This is a genomic window from Patescibacteria group bacterium (genome assembly GCA_022560785.1).
Classification (GTDB): domain Bacteria; phylum Patescibacteriota; class Minisyncoccia; order Phycocordibacterales; family JADFSL01; genus JADFSL01.
The window spans coordinates 1-20,062 of the sequence record JADFSL010000007.1 but is presented as its reverse complement, the minus strand read 5'-3'; the positions used below and the strand labels follow the sequence as shown (position 1 = coordinate 20,062).

General features: G+C 40.1%; 21 protein-coding genes and 1 tRNA gene. 12 read left to right on the top strand and 10 right to left on the bottom strand.

Translation table 11 applies throughout. From position 1 onward, the window contains the following. Positions 1-39 precede the first annotated feature (39 nt). The 6 genes from IIB50_01225 to IIB50_01200 all read right to left on the bottom strand — a co-directional run bounded on the left by IIB50_01225 (position 40) and on the right by IIB50_01200 (position 6,532). On the bottom strand, positions 40-528 hold the full coding sequence (locus IIB50_01225) for an isoprenylcysteine carboxylmethyltransferase family protein (protein MCH7529719.1): 489 nt from the start codon (positions 526-528) through the stop codon (positions 40-42). A 415-nt stretch (positions 529-943) separates the two neighbouring features. After that, the gene (locus IIB50_01220; GenBank protein MCH7529718.1) at positions 944-1,345 is read right to left on the bottom strand and encodes a response regulator; all 402 of its coding nucleotides are present in this window, start codon (positions 1,343-1,345) and stop codon (positions 944-946) included. Positions 1,346-1,406: 61 nt separating this feature from the next. After that, positions 1,407-1,937: a hypothetical protein gene (locus tag IIB50_01215; GenBank protein ID MCH7529717.1), complete on the bottom strand. Its 531-nt coding sequence runs from the start codon at positions 1,935-1,937 to the stop codon at positions 1,407-1,409. Positions 1,938-1,986: 49 nt separating this feature from the next. Continuing rightward, on the bottom strand, positions 1,987-3,465 hold the full coding sequence (locus tag IIB50_01210) for a HAMP domain-containing histidine kinase (protein ID MCH7529716.1): 1,479 nt from the start codon (positions 3,463-3,465) through the stop codon (positions 1,987-1,989). 15 nt (positions 3,466-3,480) lie between these two features. Continuing rightward, on the bottom strand, positions 3,481-4,182 hold the full coding sequence (locus tag IIB50_01205) for a hypothetical protein (protein MCH7529715.1): 702 nt from the start codon (positions 4,180-4,182) through the stop codon (positions 3,481-3,483). Between the two features lie 37 nt (positions 4,183-4,219). Next, the gene (locus IIB50_01200) at positions 4,220-6,532 is read right to left on the bottom strand and encodes a hypothetical protein (protein MCH7529714.1); all 2,313 of its coding nucleotides are present in this window, start codon (positions 6,530-6,532) and stop codon (positions 4,220-4,222) included. A gap of 66 nt (positions 6,533-6,598) precedes the next feature. Here IIB50_01200 and IIB50_01195 point away from each other — a divergent pair. The 9 genes from IIB50_01195 (at position 6,599) to IIB50_01155 (ending at position 11,889) form a co-directional block, all read left to right on the top strand. Beyond that, positions 6,599-6,669, top strand: a tRNA-Gln gene (locus IIB50_01195). Between the two features lie 661 nt (positions 6,670-7,330). Continuing rightward, positions 7,331-7,489, top strand: a complete 159-nt coding sequence (locus IIB50_01190; protein MCH7529713.1) for a peptide-methionine (S)-S-oxide reductase — start codon at positions 7,331-7,333, stop codon at positions 7,487-7,489. Continuing rightward, positions 7,479-8,051 carry a hypothetical protein gene (locus IIB50_01185; protein ID MCH7529712.1) on the top strand — a complete coding sequence of 191 codons (573 nt, stop codon included), beginning with the start codon at positions 7,479-7,481 and terminating at the stop codon, positions 8,049-8,051. The genes IIB50_01190 and IIB50_01185 overlap by 11 nt, the downstream gene beginning before the upstream one ends. Positions 8,052-8,068: 17 nt before the next feature. After that, positions 8,069-8,917, top strand: a complete 849-nt coding sequence (locus tag IIB50_01180; GenBank protein MCH7529711.1) for a DUF389 domain-containing protein — start codon at positions 8,069-8,071, stop codon at positions 8,915-8,917. Positions 8,918-9,230: 313 nt separating this feature from the next. Continuing rightward, a complete protein-coding gene (nth, locus tag IIB50_01175) occupies positions 9,231-9,899 on the top strand; it encodes an endonuclease III (protein MCH7529710.1) in 669 nt (222 codons plus the stop codon). A gap of 23 nt (positions 9,900-9,922) precedes the next feature. Next, a complete protein-coding gene (locus IIB50_01170; protein ID MCH7529709.1) occupies positions 9,923-10,216 on the top strand; it encodes a hypothetical protein in 294 nt (97 codons plus the stop codon). A 462-nt stretch (positions 10,217-10,678) separates the two neighbouring features. Continuing rightward, on the top strand, positions 10,679-11,371 hold the full coding sequence (locus IIB50_01165; GenBank protein ID MCH7529708.1) for an HAD family phosphatase: 693 nt from the start codon (positions 10,679-10,681) through the stop codon (positions 11,369-11,371). Positions 11,372-11,374: 3 nt separating this feature from the next. Further along, on the top strand, positions 11,375-11,650 hold the full coding sequence (locus IIB50_01160) for a hypothetical protein (GenBank protein MCH7529707.1): 276 nt from the start codon (positions 11,375-11,377) through the stop codon (positions 11,648-11,650). Positions 11,651-11,673: 23 nt separating this feature from the next. Beyond that, positions 11,674-11,889: a PspC domain-containing protein gene (locus tag IIB50_01155; protein ID MCH7529706.1), complete on the top strand. Its 216-nt coding sequence runs from the start codon at positions 11,674-11,676 to the stop codon at positions 11,887-11,889. A 224-nt stretch (positions 11,890-12,113) separates the two neighbouring features. On the opposite strand, the gene IIB50_01150 is transcribed toward IIB50_01155, so the two are convergent. From IIB50_01150 to secG, 4 genes are all read right to left on the bottom strand, one after another. Continuing rightward, positions 12,114-13,289: an MFS transporter gene (locus tag IIB50_01150; protein ID MCH7529705.1), complete on the bottom strand. Its 1,176-nt coding sequence runs from the start codon at positions 13,287-13,289 to the stop codon at positions 12,114-12,116. Positions 13,290-13,315: 26 nt separating this feature from the next. After that, positions 13,316-15,199, bottom strand: coding sequence for a ribonuclease J (locus IIB50_01145; GenBank protein MCH7529704.1), 1,884 nt, complete (start codon positions 15,197-15,199; stop codon positions 13,316-13,318). 138 nt (positions 15,200-15,337) lie between these two features. Next, entirely contained in the window at positions 15,338-17,107 is a 1,770-nt protein-coding gene (locus IIB50_01140; GenBank protein MCH7529703.1) for a peptide ABC transporter substrate-binding protein, read from the bottom strand. A gap of 88 nt (positions 17,108-17,195) precedes the next feature. Next, positions 17,196-17,426 carry a preprotein translocase subunit SecG gene (gene secG, locus IIB50_01135; protein MCH7529702.1) on the bottom strand — a complete coding sequence of 77 codons (231 nt, stop codon included), beginning with the start codon at positions 17,424-17,426 and terminating at the stop codon, positions 17,196-17,198. 210 nt (positions 17,427-17,636) lie between these two features. Here secG and IIB50_01130 point away from each other — a divergent pair, with 210 nt between their 5' ends. The 3 genes from IIB50_01130 to IIB50_01120 form a co-directional block, all read left to right on the top strand. Further along, positions 17,637-17,930 (top strand): co-chaperone GroES, encoded by a 294-nt coding sequence (locus IIB50_01130; protein ID MCH7529701.1) that lies wholly within the window; start codon positions 17,637-17,639, stop codon positions 17,928-17,930. Between the two features lie 11 nt (positions 17,931-17,941). After that, positions 17,942-19,642 (top strand): chaperonin GroEL, encoded by a 1,701-nt coding sequence (gene groL / locus IIB50_01125; protein ID MCH7529700.1) that lies wholly within the window; start codon positions 17,942-17,944, stop codon positions 19,640-19,642. Positions 19,643-19,737: 95 nt separating this feature from the next. Then, on the top strand, positions 19,738-20,062 hold a 325-nt coding region (locus tag IIB50_01120; protein ID MCH7529699.1), incomplete at its 3' end, for a LemA family protein.

The window sequence follows — 20,062 nt, the reverse complement described above, 5'->3', positions numbered from 1 at the left end:
TAAGTTAGTGGTTATTTAATTATACAACAGAACTCCCGGCTACAACCACCGTCTGACGTTTTTCTTATACTCCAAATAATCTTTACCAAATTTTTGCTCCAAGTATGTCTCCTCTCGGAGGATAACACCAAAATGCATTGTAACTAGAACAAACGGAAGAAAAATAAGCAACCACCACGTATTTACGGCCACGGTGATGCCAACGTAAATAATGGTGAACGCAAGATACATGGGGTTGCGAGAATATTTAAAAGGACCCGCAGTAACTATATTATGGGTTGACTCTCTTGGATCCGGCTCCTCACCAAACTTTTTAAATATATTCACTGAAGCTATCATCAAGAGGGTTCCAACAAAAGCAAGCACAAGTCCAAAAGGAACAATGATTGAATTGTCCGGCAACAGAGGAAAATGCCAGGAGAAGCGGAGTGCAATGCCCACAAAAAGCGGAATAAGATAAATTATCGGAGGCAAGAGAATCACGCCGGGATTATCTGTTTGCCTGATCCCTGATTCTTTATCTTTCATAATATCCAAACTATAGCAGAACTCCCGCTTTCAAAAAAGCAAAAACAAAAAAGCCGCCTTGCGACGGTTTTTCTGTTGTACCTGTTTCAACTGGCAAGCCAATCAAACCAGATACGCGGTCTATGATAAACACAGAGTTAATATTGTGCAACCCGGATGAAATCTCAAAATCGTTAATAACCTCTTTATAACCTATGGATAAATATTGAGATGCTTGCAAAATATAGCTTAAATGAGATATTACTTATCCACTACTTTCCTTTTTGTGGGTTACCAGAGCACACTGTAGGGTAAAGAACAATCCCACGAAGTCGCTATTTTCAGCATACCAACCTAAACCTGCCTTAATTAGTTGCTAATTAAGGCGGGTTTTTGCATTACATTAAGTTGTATGAGTATTTCCTTCCCTGCTCGATCAATTGGGGGCCAACATATCGAGAGCCTCCTTTACCTTCTTGATTATATCTTCAAGTTCCCAGTCCGATTTAGTAAGATAAGTAAACACGGAACCTTCCATAGCCTCTTCTATACTTGATACATCAGAAGAGTTAGTGAGTATAATAACCCTAATATCCCTTGTTTTTTCATAAGCACGTAGCTCTTTCAATACTTCAAGCCCCTTCATGCCGGGCATTTCAAGGTCGAGAAGGATAAGGTCTGGAATTTGCTCCCGCGCAGTCTTGAGTCCCACCTTCCCGTCTTCGGCTATGAGTATATCAAAATCTTCATCTTTGAGAGCCGCAGTCAGCAGTGTACACAGACTTTTATCGTCCTCTATAATAAGGATCTTCCTTTTTATATGTGAGTTATTACTCATTATGCCAGATTATATCATGTAGCTTTTTAGTATGCTATATGCCCTGCTCCTTGCGCCTTGGTTAAGAAATCCTTCGGCGGGCAAACGCCATACCACCTAAAAATGAAACAAGAGCAACAAAAATGGAGAGAACAGCCACAAATGAGTACGAAATACCTCGCACCGGAGGATCCCTCACCTCTATGTCAAATACAGCGTCCCTTATGATGTCCGGCTTATCAATTTTATTAAACAAAAATTCTATCCTATAGTGTCCCCCTTCATCAAAGCGAAAACGTGTCGTATATTTTCCAGGTGACACCACATCCGGCGTAAGCTCGGCTATATTTTGTTCACTGCCGTCAGTAAGCGCTTTTTGTATCACGACGCGGGCGATAAATAACTCGTTTGGAAAATTACCCTGCAAGTCTCGTAGGAAAAAATTCATTTCAACCGTTTCTCCCGAGAAAGGTGAACCTGGCTGCGGAACAAAAGCCACCGCGTGTGTTCCGGCATATACGCCAAAGCTCACATGCGCCGAGACAGTAGAAACAGTGAGTGTAAGTAGCAGCACAGAGAAAAATGTGCTAGTAAATAATATTGTGTATTTCATATATAGCTTCAGTATAAAAAATGAAAAAATGTTTTAACTTTCTCCGCTTTTATGTTTCATGTATCTCCTCGTCTTTTGCCGCAGAATCGGCTCTTTTAAGAGAAAAAGAAAAAGTTGTACCTTTTCCCTTCTCTGATTCGAACCAAATTTCTCCTGACATAAATTGGACCAGTTGCTTTACAATAAAGAGTCCAAGGCCGGTTCCTTCAGTATGTTGTGCCTCAGGAGATCTCCAGAATTTTTCAAAAATATGTTTTTTCTGGTCGGTACTTATACCGATACCCGTATCAATAACATGAAATACTATATTTTCATCTTTCACTTCAGCCGACACAACCACAGTACTGCCTCTTTGACTATATTTAGCAGCATTGGTCAGTAGATTCACAAATATCTCCTTCAACCGCAAAATATCTCCTCTTACAGGTGGGATATTTTCCGGAACCGTATTATCAATGGTAATCTGCAACTGATCTGCCTCGCTCTTAACTTCAATAACTGCATCTGCAATGGCTTCCGCTGCGGATATACTTTCGATCTTAAGCTTAAGCGTTCCGCCCTCAATGCGCGCAACATCTAGAATGTCCTTCACTAAAAAAAGCAGTCTCTCATTGCTCTTACGTAAAATGGTAAATAGATGTTTATCTTTGACAACCATTTCTGGGTTATTTGACTCCAATACGCTCAAACCCCATTTGATGGCATTCAGCGGAGTGCGGAGTTCATGTGCCGCAACAAAAACAAATTGGTCTTTCAATTTCAATAACTCCTTAGCCTTTTCAATTTCCCGCTCACTTGTTTCTTTCAACTCACGGGTTCTAGTATCAACCATAGCTGCAAGTCCAGATGCGTATTTTAAAAGTTCCCGTCTTTGCTTATTTACTGTACGGCTGGCGCGCCACACGATCAGCGACAGTACAGTAAACATTACAAGAAGCGAGAGTGCAACCCTTTGAGTAAAAAGAGTTTTAAGTTCATCGATCTGCTGCTCAATGAAGCCGACCCGCGAGAATGTTTGAACCACCCCGATCACTTCCGCAGAACTGCCAAAGGTAATAGGCGTGTACACTTCAAGACCTCTAATAAATGAGATTTCGTACTCATAACGCGGATCGTTTGCGTTAAATTCAGTTATCTCTGCTGTTGATTTAAGCTTAAGTGCTTGTTCAAGTTCCTCATTTAGTGGAAATTTTGCGCCGATAAGCCGCTTTTCATCTGAATATATGATAGTTCCGTCCGGACGATATATTTTAATTCTAAACAAACCTGGAACTTGGAGAAGGCTGGAAAATCGCTCAAACCGAGTAACATCCTCCTCGCCACTTACAGGTTGTGTAAAGTCTTCCGATGTTAGAATGTCAGCCGCCAACCGATTCGCAAAAACAACAGAATTAAGTTCCCGCTGGTCAAGAATAAACGTAGTGAGTGCCGGCGCAATGAGTGTGGATAGAAATATACCGAGTAGAATAAATACAACCGTACCAAGTAGTACAAATTGTAGAAATACATTTAAGCGTGGAATTTTCATATAGACCGGTACGTATTACTCTCTCGGTAAAACAGTAATGGTGCCGAGTGTTGGAGGATTTTCGGGCAAATGGTCGTGGTGTCCATAGGCACCCGGTATAGTAAAGGTATGTGAATAACTTTGTCTCTCAGATATACCGCCAAGCGCATCAAAGAGAGGGAGTGAACTGTGTGTCGGATGGGGATCGCTCCCCGGCCAGTGCAGTGTATTGTCAAGATTGATAAATGTTACCGTATCTCCCTCGTAGATGGTAAGACTTGCAGGCCGCCAGTCGGTAAAACTATAAATTTCAATAATATACTCCTTCGGTTCTCTTTTAGGTTTTGGTTCAGGTTCTGGCTCTGGTGTTGGTTCGGGTTCTGTCCCGACGCTATCAGCCTCCGTCCCGACCTCATCGCCTGTCCCGACAGCATCGTCGGAGGGCGTCGGAAGTTCGGGCTTTATAGCAGGCTCCTCTTCCTCCTTCGGTATGATCTCTTCCTCTGGAAACTCATTTTTATCTTCTGCGTCTACCCTGTCTTCTTCAGATGTTGTGGTAGCTACCGGTACTTTCCCCGTGCCTGATACGGAAGGCTCTTCTATAGTTTTTTCTGTAGTTTCTTTTTGGAATAGCTGAGAGATAAGTGGGACATTGTACGGCGTGTAGAAAACTATAAGAGCAATTCCTGCCGAGAGGACTACTATCATTGCTATGGCTGCCGCAAATATCTTTTTCATCGTGTGGTTAATTAACTACGATCAATTATAGTATTCGTTACTCGGTAACAATAATTTTTCCTGTTAGTGTAGGAAAAGTATGGTCATGATACCCAAACGCACCTGTTTCAATAAAAGTAAAAGCGAACTCATCCCCAATACTTAGTCCCCGACATGTATCAAATCCACTGTGCGAACATCCTCCCGTTGTTGGATGAAGACTGTGTGTCGGGTGAAGATCAGATGCTGGCCAAGAGAAGAGAAGGTCATCATTAACCCACAAAACGGTATCACCGGAAGCTATGGTAATGTTATTCGGACTAAAACCAAGAGTATCAATGTGTATGACGTGTACTCTCCCTTCAACTCCAAGTCTCATTTGAAGCAACATATTTTGTATAATATCTACGAGCTTGACTATTTCTGCTTTGATGCTTTCAATGATAGTTTGCATCGTCATAATTCGCGCTTCGGTACTCGTTGTCGTTTTTCCAGTACTCTCTGCTGTGCTTGCTGTTGTGGTCGCGGGAATATCCTCGGTCGATGTGGCTGTAGTCGTGGCGGTTGTAGTCGTAGCAGTTACTAAAACAGTTGGGGAGGTGGTTTTCGCTGAAATAAAAGCGGCAGGAGAATAGAGATTGTTCCAATCAAATACGAACAACCCATAGAAATAGGGAGTATCCTCTGCAAGTCCACTATCTATTAGACTTTCTGTACGTCCTCGAAATACGGTTTCTCCATCAAAGGGGTTCCCTGGTAAGGATTCGTCGTTGCGCACAATATGTACGCCAACAAAATTTTGACTGTCGGGATTTTTCCATCGAATCGTAATTTCATTATCCGTAACTTTCTCAATCGAAGGAGAAGTAACACGAGGTAGCGTTGGGACGTTCTCGTCTCCCGGTGGAATTGGTATTTCTTCCGTTGAAGCACTGGTTTCAAGTACTACCACTGTCGGAAGCGAGATGCCTCCACCCTTGTCAGTATGAAAAATTGAATAGTAGTACTTCGTATCTCGCTTTAATGATTCCTCTCGCTGATATAACGCCGTGCTCGTAGAGATAGCCGCCCCACCTGCCTCGTCGTCAGACAGGTCTTCTACATGCTTGGCAAAGCGATCCTCCCTCCGAACAATTGTAGTATAAAAATAATTTGCATCAGCAGACTTAAGCCACGAAAGCAGTGTTGTTGTTTCCCCCGCCTCTCCAAATGTTCCACTGGGACTCGAGGGGCGCGTAACATCCACTCTCGGAAGTGTTATGAATGAATACTCATCAGAGCGTATTTTCTCTCCAAGCGTCGCCCCGGTGACAGTACGAAAATAATACGTGGTACTGGAAACCAAGTCACGAAGAAGCACGTACTGCTGCGTAGAAAGATTAGGGTATGACGAGAGAGTTGTTGATGTATACATCTTGCTTGACGTTCCATATTCAATAAATGAAAAGTTTGGATTGTTGGTCTGCCAGACTACCACAGCACCTGTAGAGTATCCATCAACAAAAGGAATCGAGTGGAACAGAGAAAAAAAAGGAGAAACAGCCTCTCCAACTTCGCCTACTTTATCAACCGCTCGCACAATAATTCTATAATCATCTCCGTTTGGTAACTCCCTTGCTTTCCAACTGTAGGTTCCGGTTGCAGTAAGACCTTCTACGATAAGTTCCCTATTCCTAATATCAGAACCGGCAACGTAATAGATAGAGACAGGATTATCAATAAAACCAAGTGAACTCTGATTTAGCTCATCATTTTCATCTGTTGCGATGTACACAATAGAAACAACAGTTCCAAATACTTCTCCTTCTTTTGGAGAAGAAATGGTAACACTCGGGCGATGTGCTAAAGGACCACCACCGGCGACTGCTGCTGTCACATCGCCGTCTCCGTCACCCCCGCCGCAATCTGCGCTCACTTCAAAATTGGCATTGGAATCGTCCCAATCTAATGTTGAAGTGTGGTCATTGTCATGACCCTCGGCCCAAATACGGCCGGTTGTTGAAATATCACCACTAGAAGGAGTCCATTTGTATGTTGACTGAATCATTGGATGTTTAATTAATGACGCTCCTAGGTGTGTTGGTTGCATTCCATCAGTTTTGTAATAGAGCGCAACATGGTCACTGTCAAAACTCGCAGCGATCGTATATTTAACACCAACAGTCAGACACTCTCCTCCATTTGGCAATGTGACAGAAACGGTCGCTCCTAACGTAAGTTGCGGCCAGAAGAGAAAAACAGAAACAACCAAAAAAACAGGCGTAATCTGCAGTATCAAGCGTAAAGGCTCAAAGTATAATTTTGTAATAAAAAACGGCTTAATACCCCTATAATACATTATTACCGAAAGGCGTGAGTGTATGTTTCCCACACATATAGTTCCACAAAATATAGCTTAGAATATAATTTCTAAGCATATGTTATAGTGAGAAATAATTGCCGGATCGTCTAATGGTAGGACACATGCCTCTGGAGCATGGTATCTTGGTTCGAGTCCAAGTCCGGCAGCAATGAAATTTTAAGTAGCATTTGCTACTATAAAATTGCATTATTTGTTCTTGGACTCGAACTGGAAGGGGGTCGGGGAAACTCTAGTTTCCCCGTGTTGGAGAGCAGGCGAAGCTGTTGAGAACCGTGGGTTCTCAAAGCGCAGCGTAGCGAGCAGTGAGATTTCCAAGTCTGGCAGCCAGAACAGGTTAAATCTTGATGAACAACATTAGAGTTTTAATTTACCAGTTGATTGCAGCGTTTGACAAAATTTTTCAATATTGGTAGATTTATATTGAACATAGAATTCGAATTTGTCAGGAATAGGTCAATGACCGAACAACGAGGCGCGAATGGGCGCCTACAAGGAGATTATTGAGGGAGATCTTTAGAGACCTGATCCATCATAAGGGCCGTGGCGCAATGCACATGGCCCCTTTTATATTTCTTTCACTTTCTGCAGCGCTTTCTATGCTAAAATTAATACATTAGGATTTTATACAAAAACATTATGGCGAAAAGTAGAGACAAGCAAAGAAGAGAAAAGAAAAAACCAAAAAAAGTGAAAGTAACGGATATATAATAGTCCAAACGACATCGGTTTTATTCTTGTTTACTAACAATCTCACTAGGAAATTGAGAAGTGAACGGAGATCGATGGGATAATATATCCTTCCATTTTTTGTCTTTTGACCCTGGAGCAGTGTTGTGTGATGAACTACTCAAAATTTTTTGGGGAAACCATGATCCAATAACTCGAAATCAACAAAGATCAGATATTGTGGAGAGGTATCGGTCAATAATCTTCTACCAGACACCAAAACAAAAAGATGAACAATAATTCAAAGCGCTGGAAACTTTTACTTCAGATTACGTTTATTGGGGCAGTTATTGCACTTGCATTTTGGGCAGCGCAGTTTGCGCAAGAAAACACCGCAGTCCAAGCATTAATATCAAGCTATGGCTACCTAGCTATATTTTTAGTTTCTATAATAAGTGGATTTAATCTCGTTGTCCCCATTCCTGCGGTGTCATTTTTACCGCTTTTCCTTGAATCAGGTCTTAGTCTGTGGGTGCTACTTTTTACAATGACAGCTGGTGTCACACTTGCCGATATTATTGCATATCTTGTAGGAAAATCTGGAAGGCAAATTGCCATAATGGAGAATCACTCAAAACTTTTTGTAAAGATAGATACACTCCGTGCCAAATATCACAGTGCACCACTTTTTATACTGTTTGCTTTTGCTTCTATAGTACCACTACCCAACGAAATATTAGTTCTCCCTATGGGATTTATTGGGTATCGATTGCGGGAGATTATTCTGCCGGTGCTGCTTGGCAATGGAGTCTTTAATACAATCACAGCATTTGGCATCATTAGTTTGTTTCAGGTATTATAATAGAGTACAAAACCATTATGTCTTTTTTCGCACAGTTGAGAAATGCCAGTGATGCTGACAAATCCGCAGCGATCCAAAAACTCGTCGCTGACAGCACGCCAGACTATGATTTTTTTATAATGCTGGGGCTTGCCATTCTTATGGCAACATTCGGGCTTCTCATTAACTCTGTTGTAGTAGTTCTAGGAAGTATACTCATTGCGCCAATACTCTATCCAGTGCTGTCTGTTTCGCTCGGCATGGTAATGTCGGATAACACTCTCATCTCACACTCTGTTGTAACACTTCTTAAATCAGTGGCGATTGGTATCGGACTTTCCGCCGTGGCGACTCTTTTCTTCACTTCAAAGTATGACAGCGTTACGACGGAGATTCTAGCACGAGCAGAACCATCACTTTTGTACTTTGCAGTAGCAATTATTTCTGGTATCGCAATCTCGATTGCGCTTGTGCGCCCCCATCTCTCCGAGGCACTTCCCGGAGTCGCGGTGTCGGTCGCACTAATCCCTCCGCTTGCAGTTATTGGTATTGGAATTGCAAAACTAGACTGGGATATTATCAGTGGTTCCTCGGCACTCTTTTTAATGAATGTTATCGGTATTGTTTTTGCCGGTATGATTAGCTTCTCGCTTCTTAATCTCTATGTGAAGAGACCGGTCGCTATTACAGCAATCAAAAAAGAGGAAATACGGGCTAAAACAGAAGAAGAGAAAGCAGAAAAATTAGAAGGAAAGGATGAAGAAAAAGTTGAAAAACTGGAAGAAAAAGAAATCAAAAAAGCAAAAAAAGAAAGTACAGAGAAAAAAGAAAAGGAAGTCAAGAAAATTAAAGAAGAAAAAAGCACCGAGGAACAACTCAAGATATAAGTAAAAAGGGCGGTTTGTAGAAACCGCTCTTGAAAAAAAGCTGGGCAAGAGTCTGCTTACATAAAGCATAGGACTGATAAGCTAGACGTAAAAGCGATAACGCTCTTCGGATTACCGGTTGTTAGGAGGTCTAGAGGGGTTACACAACCAGCCGCCTAGACTCTACTTACCCAGCAAACCTATTTACTGCCCCAAGTGTAACACATTTTACTTGCAAGTATCAGGGAAGGTTTAAAAGTAAATCTCATCTACATATTACCAACAGTTTATTAACAATTTATCCACATAATTTGTTTTAGGTTACAATAGCCAAATGAATGACAAAAAATTACGAGAGCGAAAAAATCGTATTGCAAAAATAGTAAAACATCTTAAAAAATTATTTCCCAACACAGGTATAGCGCTTGCGTATGAAACCAATTGGGAACTTCTGGTGGCAGTAGTACTCTCAGCCCAGTGTACCGATAAACGAGTTAACGAAGTAACACAAAAATTGTTCAAAAAATACAAGACACTTAATGATTATATACGAGTTAGTGTGCAGGAGTTTGAACAGGATATAAGGTCAACAGGATTTTATCGAAATAAGGCAAAAAATATTCTTGCAGCGGCAAAAATGATAAAAAAAGAATTTGGTGGCACAATTCCAAAAACAATGGAAGAAATACTTACCATTCCTGGTGTTGCGCGAAAAACTGCCAATGTTGTTTTAGGAAATGCCTATGGTGTTATAGATGGAATAGCGGTAGATACTCATGTGAGGCGCTTCACAATAAAGTTTGACCTTTCGGACTACAAAGATCCCGTAAAAATTGAGCGGGATTTAATGAAATTGTTACCCAAAAGAGAATGGTTTAATTTTACTTATCGTATTATTGAATACGGAAGGAGTATCTGTAAGGCACATAAACATGATTGTAGGGAACACCCGCTCTCAAAGATTTATCCATCTGCGGCGGAGTGTTGGCCTAGAGCAAAATGAATAGGCAGTGATATGCTGTACATATGATAGACAGTAGCGATATATCTGCTTTAACAGGAAAGAAATGGTTCTATATTAGCGCATTTATTTTTCTTGGTATTTTAGTGCAGTTTTTAGTGCATGCGGTTATAGAAATAATATACACTGCGCTTCTTATAAAGAAGTATGAAATATTTGGATTTGGATTATCTTTTGATATATGGTTTGATATCCACGCTATTTTTTCAGTGGCACTTTTTACCGTTGGAATTATAATCGGTTTTCGACAAGGGGTATATTGGTGGAAGAGAATATATGGTCACTCAATACAAATTTAGTAAAAATAAAAATCCCGACACGCTTGCGTGCCGGGAGCGATTGAACTAATACACTAAACTTAATCAATTAATTCAATCTGATTATATTTGTGTTCCATAATGTTGCTTCTTGCATCCATTAGGGAAGATATCCCTGGAGCCGCATAAGCAACTAAAACAAATACCCACAAAATAAGAACTTTCCGAAACATTTTACTCACCTTAGCAATTAAGTTGATCCTTCTTCATTATAGCATAAACACACTATACTGTCAAGTATATCATTACACTCCTCTTGAGGTCCGATCTCCGAAAATACAAACGCCCCCAATACCCTTAGTTTAAAGGACATACACGCAAGTATATTTTTCCGAGGTTGGACCTCCGGAATTCTTGGGAGTTGGTGAATGGTTATGATATATGACAAGAAAAAGACGGGTAGGTTACGATTCCTGGATTTTTTCATGTGCTACAATTGGATTTATGGAATCTAAACGAAAGGTGGCTATTTTTGATATAGATGGCACTATTTTCCGCTCAAGTCTTCTTATAGAATTACTCAATGCACTTATAGAGGCCGAACTATTTCCCAAGGAAGCTCGAGCTCTGTATGAAAAAGAATATAACAAGTGGCTCAATAGAAAAGGAAGTTACGAAGATTATGTTGAAGCATTTGTTGCGGCATTCATGATACATCTCAAAGGTGTGTACTATGGTGATTTTGCAGATGCCGCCGAAAAAATGATAGCACTACACAAAGACCGTGTATATCGCTACACCAGTGATTTAATAAAAGATCTGAAAAAAAAGAATTATTATCTACTTGCGATCTCACAGTCTCCAAAGACAGCACTTGATGGTTTTTGTAAACACTTGGGATTCGATAAGGTCTATGGCAGGATTTATGAACTCGGACCAGAAGAGTGCTTTACAGGAGAGATTGTTGATTTACATCTAATTGCAAACAAGGCAAATATTGTTAAACGTGCTGTAGAGAAAGAAAAACTAACTCTCAAAGACTCGATAGGAGTTGGAGACACTGAAGGGGATATTTCATTTCTTGAAATGGTTGAAACACCGATTTGTTTTAATCCCAATGCTATGCTTTACAAACATTCCAAACGAATGAAATGGAAAGTAGTTATTGAGCGCAAAGATGTTATTTACGAGCTTTAATATATGAAAGAAGTAATTGTTATTAAGAAAGAAAAAATAAAAAATGGTTGGAAATTTTCAGTTCGTGTGGAAGAAAAAAAATATAGTGTTGAATTGACTGAAGATTATTGGAAACAACTGACAGGAACTAGTGCTACGCCTGAGAAATTGGTTGAGCAGTCGTTTTCTTTTCTGCTTATGCGTGAACCAAAGGAATCTATACTTCCTACTTTTAATCTCAAACAGATTCAGTCCTACTTTTCGGATTATGAAGAAAAAATTAAGTCTATGTATAAATAATTTAGTGGTAGTATCATTGTTATATGGAACATAAAAAAAATATAAAAAAGCTCTATCGAAGTCACGACAATAAAATATGTGCAGGCGTCATCGGAGGATTGGGGGAGTATTTTAGTATTGACCCTGTGCTTTTGCGTGTCGTTTGGGTGTTTATACTTATCTTCACCGGTATTGTCCCTGGTCTCATTGTGTATCTCATAACAATGTTTATAGTGCCACTCAAACCAAGTGCTCACTAGTATATAAAAAGTATCGTTTAAAAATATTGCGCGCTCACATTGTCGGGTGCGCAGTATTTTTAAAGATACTGATAAACGAGAAAAAATTACAAAAGGATAAAATCACAAAAGAAATAGGGGGGAAATTCTATAAAAGGACACAAGCAACTTATAAAACTTGCCACTGAAAGATTTATTATAGTACAAAATGATAACTACATGGTTGTATAAATATTAACTCACATCTACTTTGTATCCCGCAACATAAGTGAATAACGTAAGCCATAGAGAACAATGATTCCTAATATGAGAAATATATAACCGAGGTCAAAAAAGAGCAGAGTTACCGAAGCAACAATTGGCCCGATAATATATGATACCGGTCTGACAATTCTAAAGAGGCCAATAATATTGTTATCACCTCCGTCAACGTGCTTAAAAAAGTAACTCTCGGACATAATTTCAACAAGACTCGCACCAACTCGCATCATAAAAAGAATTACTGTCCAAGTAACGAAACTCGCTGTAGTAATAAAAGGTACCAAGACAGTGAAAAATGCCATAATTACAAATCCCGCAGAAAGAAGCTCTTTTTCGCCAAGCCATTTGTCAGCTATTCTCCCAGCCGGATATTCGAGAAGTGCAAAGGGAAGAAGCATAATTGCGAACATGAAACCTATTTCAGTCCACGAAAATCCAATATGTCCGTAAAGATACAGTGGCATATAAATAACCATCCAGGCAAAGAAGAAACGAAGCAAAAAATACGACATGAAAATACCGTGCAAGTCCGCATTGGCCCAAATGGTTCGCATATTTTCAATAATTTTAAGATTGTGGTAGACAGGATCTTTAAATGATCTAAACTTTGAAATAATAAACATAAATGGTATTAGAAGTGTCATTGAAATTAAGTATATTTTCCAGTAATCACCGTCTGTTAAAATAATTCCCGCCAATAGCGGTGCAATAATGAGTGCTGTATTAGATATCGTTAAAAAAGTGCCGCGTACACTACCTGTGGTACCCTCTTTTTTTGTATAACTCTCAAGAAAAATATCAAGATTGTACAGAATCAAAGGGTGGAAAGCAATGTAGGCGATAAAAAGCGCAACAAGAATAGCAGGGCTTTTAATTGTTGCAAGTCCAAGGAAAATAAATATTTCAATGGTGGAGATGGCAACCAGTATGCGATAGTTTCCAAATAATCGCAAAGCTTGCACTATAAAAATCAATGCCCCTATTCCTATGATGGAACCAATGATCCAAACGGTTCCGATGAATTGTTCTTCTATAAAACTGTTAAGAAAGCTAGAGTTTATGTATACAACCAAAAACAAGTGAAATGAAATAATAAAGTTTGCTAGATATAACAAACCTAAAGCTTCACTGCCTTCGAGTCTTCTCATGACGCTTCTCATATTTCCTATAATACTATGTTGTGGCGCTAAACTCCGAATACAACAGGGATAACAATAGGGTGTTTATTTGTCTTTTGAAAAAGAAACATACCAACTACGTCGGTCATGTTGTTTTTGACGTAGTCAAAGTTTATCGGGTGAGCTCCTCGTATAGAGTCCTCAACGGATTTCTTTACCAATAGGCGTGTTTCTTGCAGAAGATGCTGCGATTCACGCAGATACACAAAACCACGCGATATAATATCAGGAGATTTTCTGAGTTTGCCGGTTTTAAGGTCTATGACTACAAAAACCACAAAGATCCCGTCTTGCGAAAGCATTTTTCTATCACGAATGACCACTTCTTGAAGATCACCCATTGAAAAGCCATCAACCATTCTAGTGCCCATTGGCGCACGCTCTTTAAGGTGTACAATTTTGTTACCGTTATCTCTGATTTCAATAATAGAACCGTTGTCGGGGATAACGATATTTTCTTTTGACATGCCGAGTGATTGAGCAAGCTCAGCATGAACTCTGAGCATGTAGTGGTATCCATGAATCGGTATAAAGAACTTTGATCCGATTTGTTTATGTATCCATGCAGTTTCATCACGGTTAGCGTGTCCACTTGAATGTACGTCACTGACCTGATAATGAATGATTTTTGCACCCTGCCGCGAGAGATTATCTTTAAGTTTCTGTACAGCTCGTTCATTTCCAGGAATGATAGAGGAAGAAAGAAGAACTGTATCACCGTTTTGTATTTTAAGCTTCTTGTGTGCTTTGGTTGCAGTTCTCATTAGTACGGCAAACTCATCACCCTGAGCACCGGTTGCAAGCACAAGAATTCTGTTAGGGGGATAGTTTTCCATTTCATTAATTCCAATCAAGGTTCCTTGTCTTGGTTTGAGAATTCCGAGATGTTTTACGATTTCAACGTTGGTTACCATACTTCTCCCTTCAACTACTACCTTTCGTTTGTATTTCTCCGCTATTTCAATAATTTTTACGATTCGCTCAAGCTGGGAAGCAAATGTACCCACAATAAGCCGCCCCGGGGTATTTTTTATTATCTCCTCTATATTTTCATATACGGTGCTCTCAGGAATAGAAAAACCGGGCCGTTCAACATTTGTGGAATCAGCCAATAAAAGAAGGACATTCTCTTTTTCAAATTTCTTGAATTCCTCCTCCTCTTTTTTTATTGGCACACCGTCAACATGGTCCAATTTGAGGTCACCGGTGTGCACAATATTTCCAAACGGTGTTTCAATAATTACTCCCATTGAGTCGGGGATAGTATGTGTAACGGAGAAAAATTTAATTTTGAAATGATCTCCAATCTTAATCGTGTCATTCTTTTCAACTTCGTGAATAGTGAGTTTTGGCACATGAGGGAATTCCTCCTGGCGCTTTTTAATCATCACGGTCGTTAGGCGACGCGAATAGATAGGGGGGTTGCCGATTTTCTCCATAATATAAGGAATACCACCAATGTGGTCGAGGTGACCGTGCGTTATAACCAACGCTCGTATTTTTTCTTTACGGTCTTCGAGATATTTGGCATTGGGTAATATATAGTCAATTCCTGGTGTATCCTCTTCTTTGAATTTAAATCCACAGTCAACAATGATGATATCGTTTTTGTATTCGAAGAGCGTCATGTTTCTACCAATTTCCTCAACACCACCGAGGGGAATAATACGAATACTTTCGCCGAGTGGGGGAATGATATCCTCTTTCTTATTATTGTTTGAAGTAACTTCAGTGAAGCGTTTTTGTTTTTGCGTTTTTCTGTGACTGATTCTTTTTCGGTGTGCTCCAGCCTTTCTCCCAGTTGTTTTTCTTTTGAATGGAGCTGTAGTATTTTTGCCATGAGTCGTTTCCTCTCCAGGTCGTCTCCAGTTTTTATTATCTTTTGTAATCATGATAGATTTTGTTAATTATTTTGAATGTTAGTGAAAAATGATTTTACTAAATCATCACCCTGTTAAATCCCGCGAAGCGGGAGCGACGAAGTCACATTTAACAGGGTTGAATAAAATGTAGTCGCTGTGCTCTTAATTTTATTCAAAGAAATGCCAGACTTTATCTGTTTCAATGTACCACTTGTGGATATTTAAAAATCGCTCAGCTGCCACGGTTATTGATTCTAATTCAATACCTTGTATTGTTGGAGATACAATATAAATAAAATCCGGTGAATACAAAAAGACCGCTGGTACATCTGCCATAATTTCTTCTTCAAATGCCTCATATGTTGCCACACGCGCTTTTTTGTCAGATGATACTCGAACATTTTCGAGAAGATCATCTACAGTTATATTTGCGTAAAGTGCAATATTAAGTCCCGGGTCATTGCGCTGAGATGAATGCCAAAAGGCAAATAAGTCGAGTTCACGACCAACTATTTCTCCAAACAAAAGAGCATCGTACTTGCGTGGGCGGATGACATTCTGGTTTAAATCCCCAGTCTCAAATATCTTTACCGTGACGCGTGCTCCCATCTTCTCCCATTCTTTTGCAACTATTTCGGCCGCTGCTTTAAGTTCAGGCACGTTAGAGGTTGCCAGTGAAAATTCAAGTCGCTGGGTCTCTTTTTTTCTGATTTTTTCATAGATTTGTTCAGCCTCGTTATATTCCCATCCAGCATCTTCAAGTATTGCTATCGCTTTTTCTGTTTTGGTTAATGTGGTACTACTTGTATTTTCTACGACGGATTGCGTGTTTTTACGCACAATGACTCCAGGTGGCAGCGGGCTGTCAATAACAGTTCCGTATCCGCTGAGTATTTCTCTGACAATGCTTGTTTTATCAAGACCTATATTGAGTGCGATACGCACCTCTTTGTTTACAAATACTGGAGCCTGGTTTTGATTGAAAAATACCGCAAAAATTCTTGGGAGTGAGGAGAGCACAACATATGCACCTTCTTCTTTAAGCCTACCTACTTTATCAGGAGCAATGCTGTTTATATTACCAATCTTACTGTTTCTGTATCCGTTTATGAGATCATCTTCGTTTTGGTAGAATATCACTTCTACGTTTGAAATGTATGGTTTGCCGAGCGCATACTCATTGAATGAGGAGAGTTTGTATTGTTTAGGAACTCCAGAGGTGCTTTTATCAACCGATTCAAGTTTGTATGGACCAGAACCGATTGGTTCAGTGTTGAATGTACTAAATGGAAACTGATCAAGCTCAATATCTTTCCAGATGTGTCTTGGCAATATGCCAAGTGTTGTATTTTGCAAGAATGGTGCATATGGTTGTTTGAGATAAAAATTTATTTCACGTTCAGATATTTTTTCCGCTGTTATTCCATCCCAACTTGCACGCTTAACACTCTTGAGTGTTGGGTCCTGTGCCATTTGAATAGTAAAGAGTACATCGTCTGCGCTTATCGGTGTGCCATCATGAAATACTATGTCATCACGTAGTGTGAAACTATAGACAAGTCCGTCCTCTGAAATATTGTAGCTCTTTGCTAAATCAGGAATAATGCCCCCGGTAGGGTCTATTTTCATGAGTCCAGAATACAGAAGCGAAGCCATATCGCGGTCTGCGTCGGAGATTGCAAGAAGCGGGTTGATAAATCGTGGGGAACCAACAATTCCTTCTGATATTGAGCCACCATAAGCGGGCACTTCAGTAATTAAGAATTTATTTACCTGAAACATAAGCGTTGCTGTACTTCCAACAAGAAGTGCAGCAAACATCCAAAACAATACCTTCTCTGCAGGAGAGAACGAGTGCACAAGTGCTTCCAACTCCTGACATTTAGGAATAGAGAACACACCTGATTGTAATGATTTTCTATCGCTTTCTTCTTTCACAAATTGTGTAGAACTGCTATTTGATAATGTATAGCAGTACCATTTATTATTTCTAGAGTGAGATGTTATTAGTTATGCACCTATGCTTTTATATGATGAGGGCGACAAATGCAGTGAGTGCAAAAAGTACCGCAAGCACTATCGTAGCATTGAATAAGATTTTTTCAGCGCCCCTACGTGTATGAAAACCAGCGCTAAAATTATCACCCCCAAACGCTCCACCGAGACCTGACCCAGTTTGTTGAAGGAGCACTGCTCCTATAAGGAGGACTGCAAGGACGATCTGAATATGTGGCAGTATCGCAGAAATTGCTTCCATTTAAAGGCCAGTATAGCAGGGTAGAAAAATAGTGCAAGATACAAAAAAGAGCAATACAAGACAAAAAAAGGGTTAAATCTGAAAAAATATAGGACGATAATTTATTGATTGACAAGGACATTCATGCTCACTATAATACACACTCAATAATCGAACATAATCAGAGTTATGAAAAAAGTACTAAAAAAGCAGCAAAAGAAAGCAGACAAGATACAAATAAAGCCTCTTGGGGACAGGGTTCTAATTAAGCCTCTTTCGCAAGGGGATCGAGGGATTACACTACCGTCAGGTATTATCATTCCTGAGACAGTAGATCAGGAAAAGACTGATCGAGGAACCGTTATCGCAGTTGGGGAAGGTAAACGAAATAACAGTGGCGAACTTATACAAATCAATGTAACAAAGGGTGACATTGTATTGTTTCAGTGGGGTGACAAAGTAGAGATTGATGGGGAAGAGTATTACATAGTAGGTGAAAGCGGTGTATTAGCGATAATTTCATAACAAAATCTATCATGGCAAAAATTATTATTTCAGAACAAAAGGCTCGCGAGACGCTTAAAAAAGGAATGGACGTTGTTGCAGGAGCAGTTCAGGTTACTCTTGGTCCTCGTGGAAGAAATGTGGTGTTTGACAAGGGTTACGGAGCGCCGACAATCACAAACGATGGAGTTACAATAGCAAAAGAGATTACGCTCAAAGACAAATTTCAGAATATGGGAGCTGAAATTATAAAAGAAGTTGCAAACAAAACCAACGATGCGGCAGGAGATGGCACTACGACTGCAACTGTTCTTGCACATTCTATGGTTACTGAGGGCATGGGAAGCATTCCGAAAGGGTTTAACTCGATGCTCGTGCGTCGCGGTATAGAAGACGCAACTGCTGATGCAGTAACTGAACTCAAAAAGATGGCGAAGCCCATAAAGGGGGATGCGATACAACAAGTTGCTTCAATTTCCTCTGAATCTGAAGAAATTGGCAACATCATAGCTGACACAATAAACAAAGTCGGTAAAGACGGAGTACTCACAGTAGAAGAATCTCAGACATTTGGTATTGATTCAGATGTGGTCGAAGGTCTTGAATTTGATAAAGGTTTTGTGTCACCATACATGATTACTGACTCTGAGCGTATGGAGGCGGAGTATAAAGACGCACTTATACTCATCACTGACAAGAAAATTTCATCGGTGCAGGAAATTTTGCCGCTTCTAGAAAAACTTGCACAGTCAGGAAAAAAAGAATTGGTGATTATAGCCGACGATGTTGAAGGTGAGGCGTTGGCGACGTTTGTGGTGAACAAACTTCGCGGCTCATTTAGTATTTTGGCAGTTAAAGCGCCAGGGTACGGTGATAGAAAAAAAGAACAGCTTGGAGACATTGCAACTGTTGTTGGCGGGCAGGTAGTTTCCGAGGATGTCGGTGTAAAACTTGAAAATGTGGAACTCTCTATGCTAGGCAGTGCTGGAAGAGTTGTTGCAACCAAAGACAAAACGACAATCATTGGCGGAAAAGGTAAAAAGAACACAATCAAGGATCGAGCCGCAGCACTTCAGAAACAAGCTGAACTTTCAGACTCAAAATTTGATCGTGAAAAGCTCGAAGAACGAATAGCAGGACTGTTAGGTGGCGTTGCAGTTATTCATGTTGGTGCTGCAACCGAAACAGAAATAAAGTATTTAAAACATAAAATTGAAGATGCAGTGAATGCAACCAAAGCGGCAATTGAAGAAGGGGTAGTGCACGGCGGCGGAGCCGCATTTGCAAAAGTTGCCGAGATATTGCGAAGCAAACACGAACAATTACAAGACACCAAGGGAATGACCGAGCGCGCAGTAGGATATAGTATTGTGATTTCAGCACTTTCTGCACCACTTAATAGAATCCTAGTTAATGCAGGAATTACAAAAGAGAAAATTGCTTCTATTATCAACAGCGTCGCAACCGATACAGTAATTGAGAAAGGAGCTGGAGAGCCGATGAAGTCAGAAAACCTTGGCTATAATGCATTTACCAATTCATGGGTTCCGGACATGTTCAAAGAGGGAATTATTGACCCGTTGAAAGTCACAAGAACTGCGCTTCAAAATGCGGCCTCTGCTGCAGCAATGTTTTTGACAACCGAAGTGGCAATTGCCGATGAGCCAGAAGAGGAAAAGTCGGCAGCGCCGAGTATGGGAGGTGGAATGCCAGACATGGGAGGAATGTATTAAATTTTAAAATTTTTTTATTGCAAAATCCATCTGCTTTCCGGTAGATGGATTTTGTGTTTTAAGCATGATACAATTGCAAATAATTTAAAAAAACTATGACTATCTTATACATTATTCTTGCCGGCAGTGTATTGTGGGTGATTTATGCCTACAACCGTTTTGTGACATTGGTCAATCGCGCAAAAGAAGCATGGGCAGATATCGATGTGCAACTTAAGCGTCGCTATAATTTAATTCCAAACTTAATTAATACCGTCAAAGGTTACGCAAAGCACGAAAAAGGAACATTTGAAAAGGTAACAGAAATGCGTGTGAAAGCAATGCAGGCAGGTGGCATTGAAGAAAAAGGAAAAGCGGAAAACATGCTCACAAGTGCACTCAAATCTCTGTTTGCAGTCGCTGAAAACTATCCTGACCTCA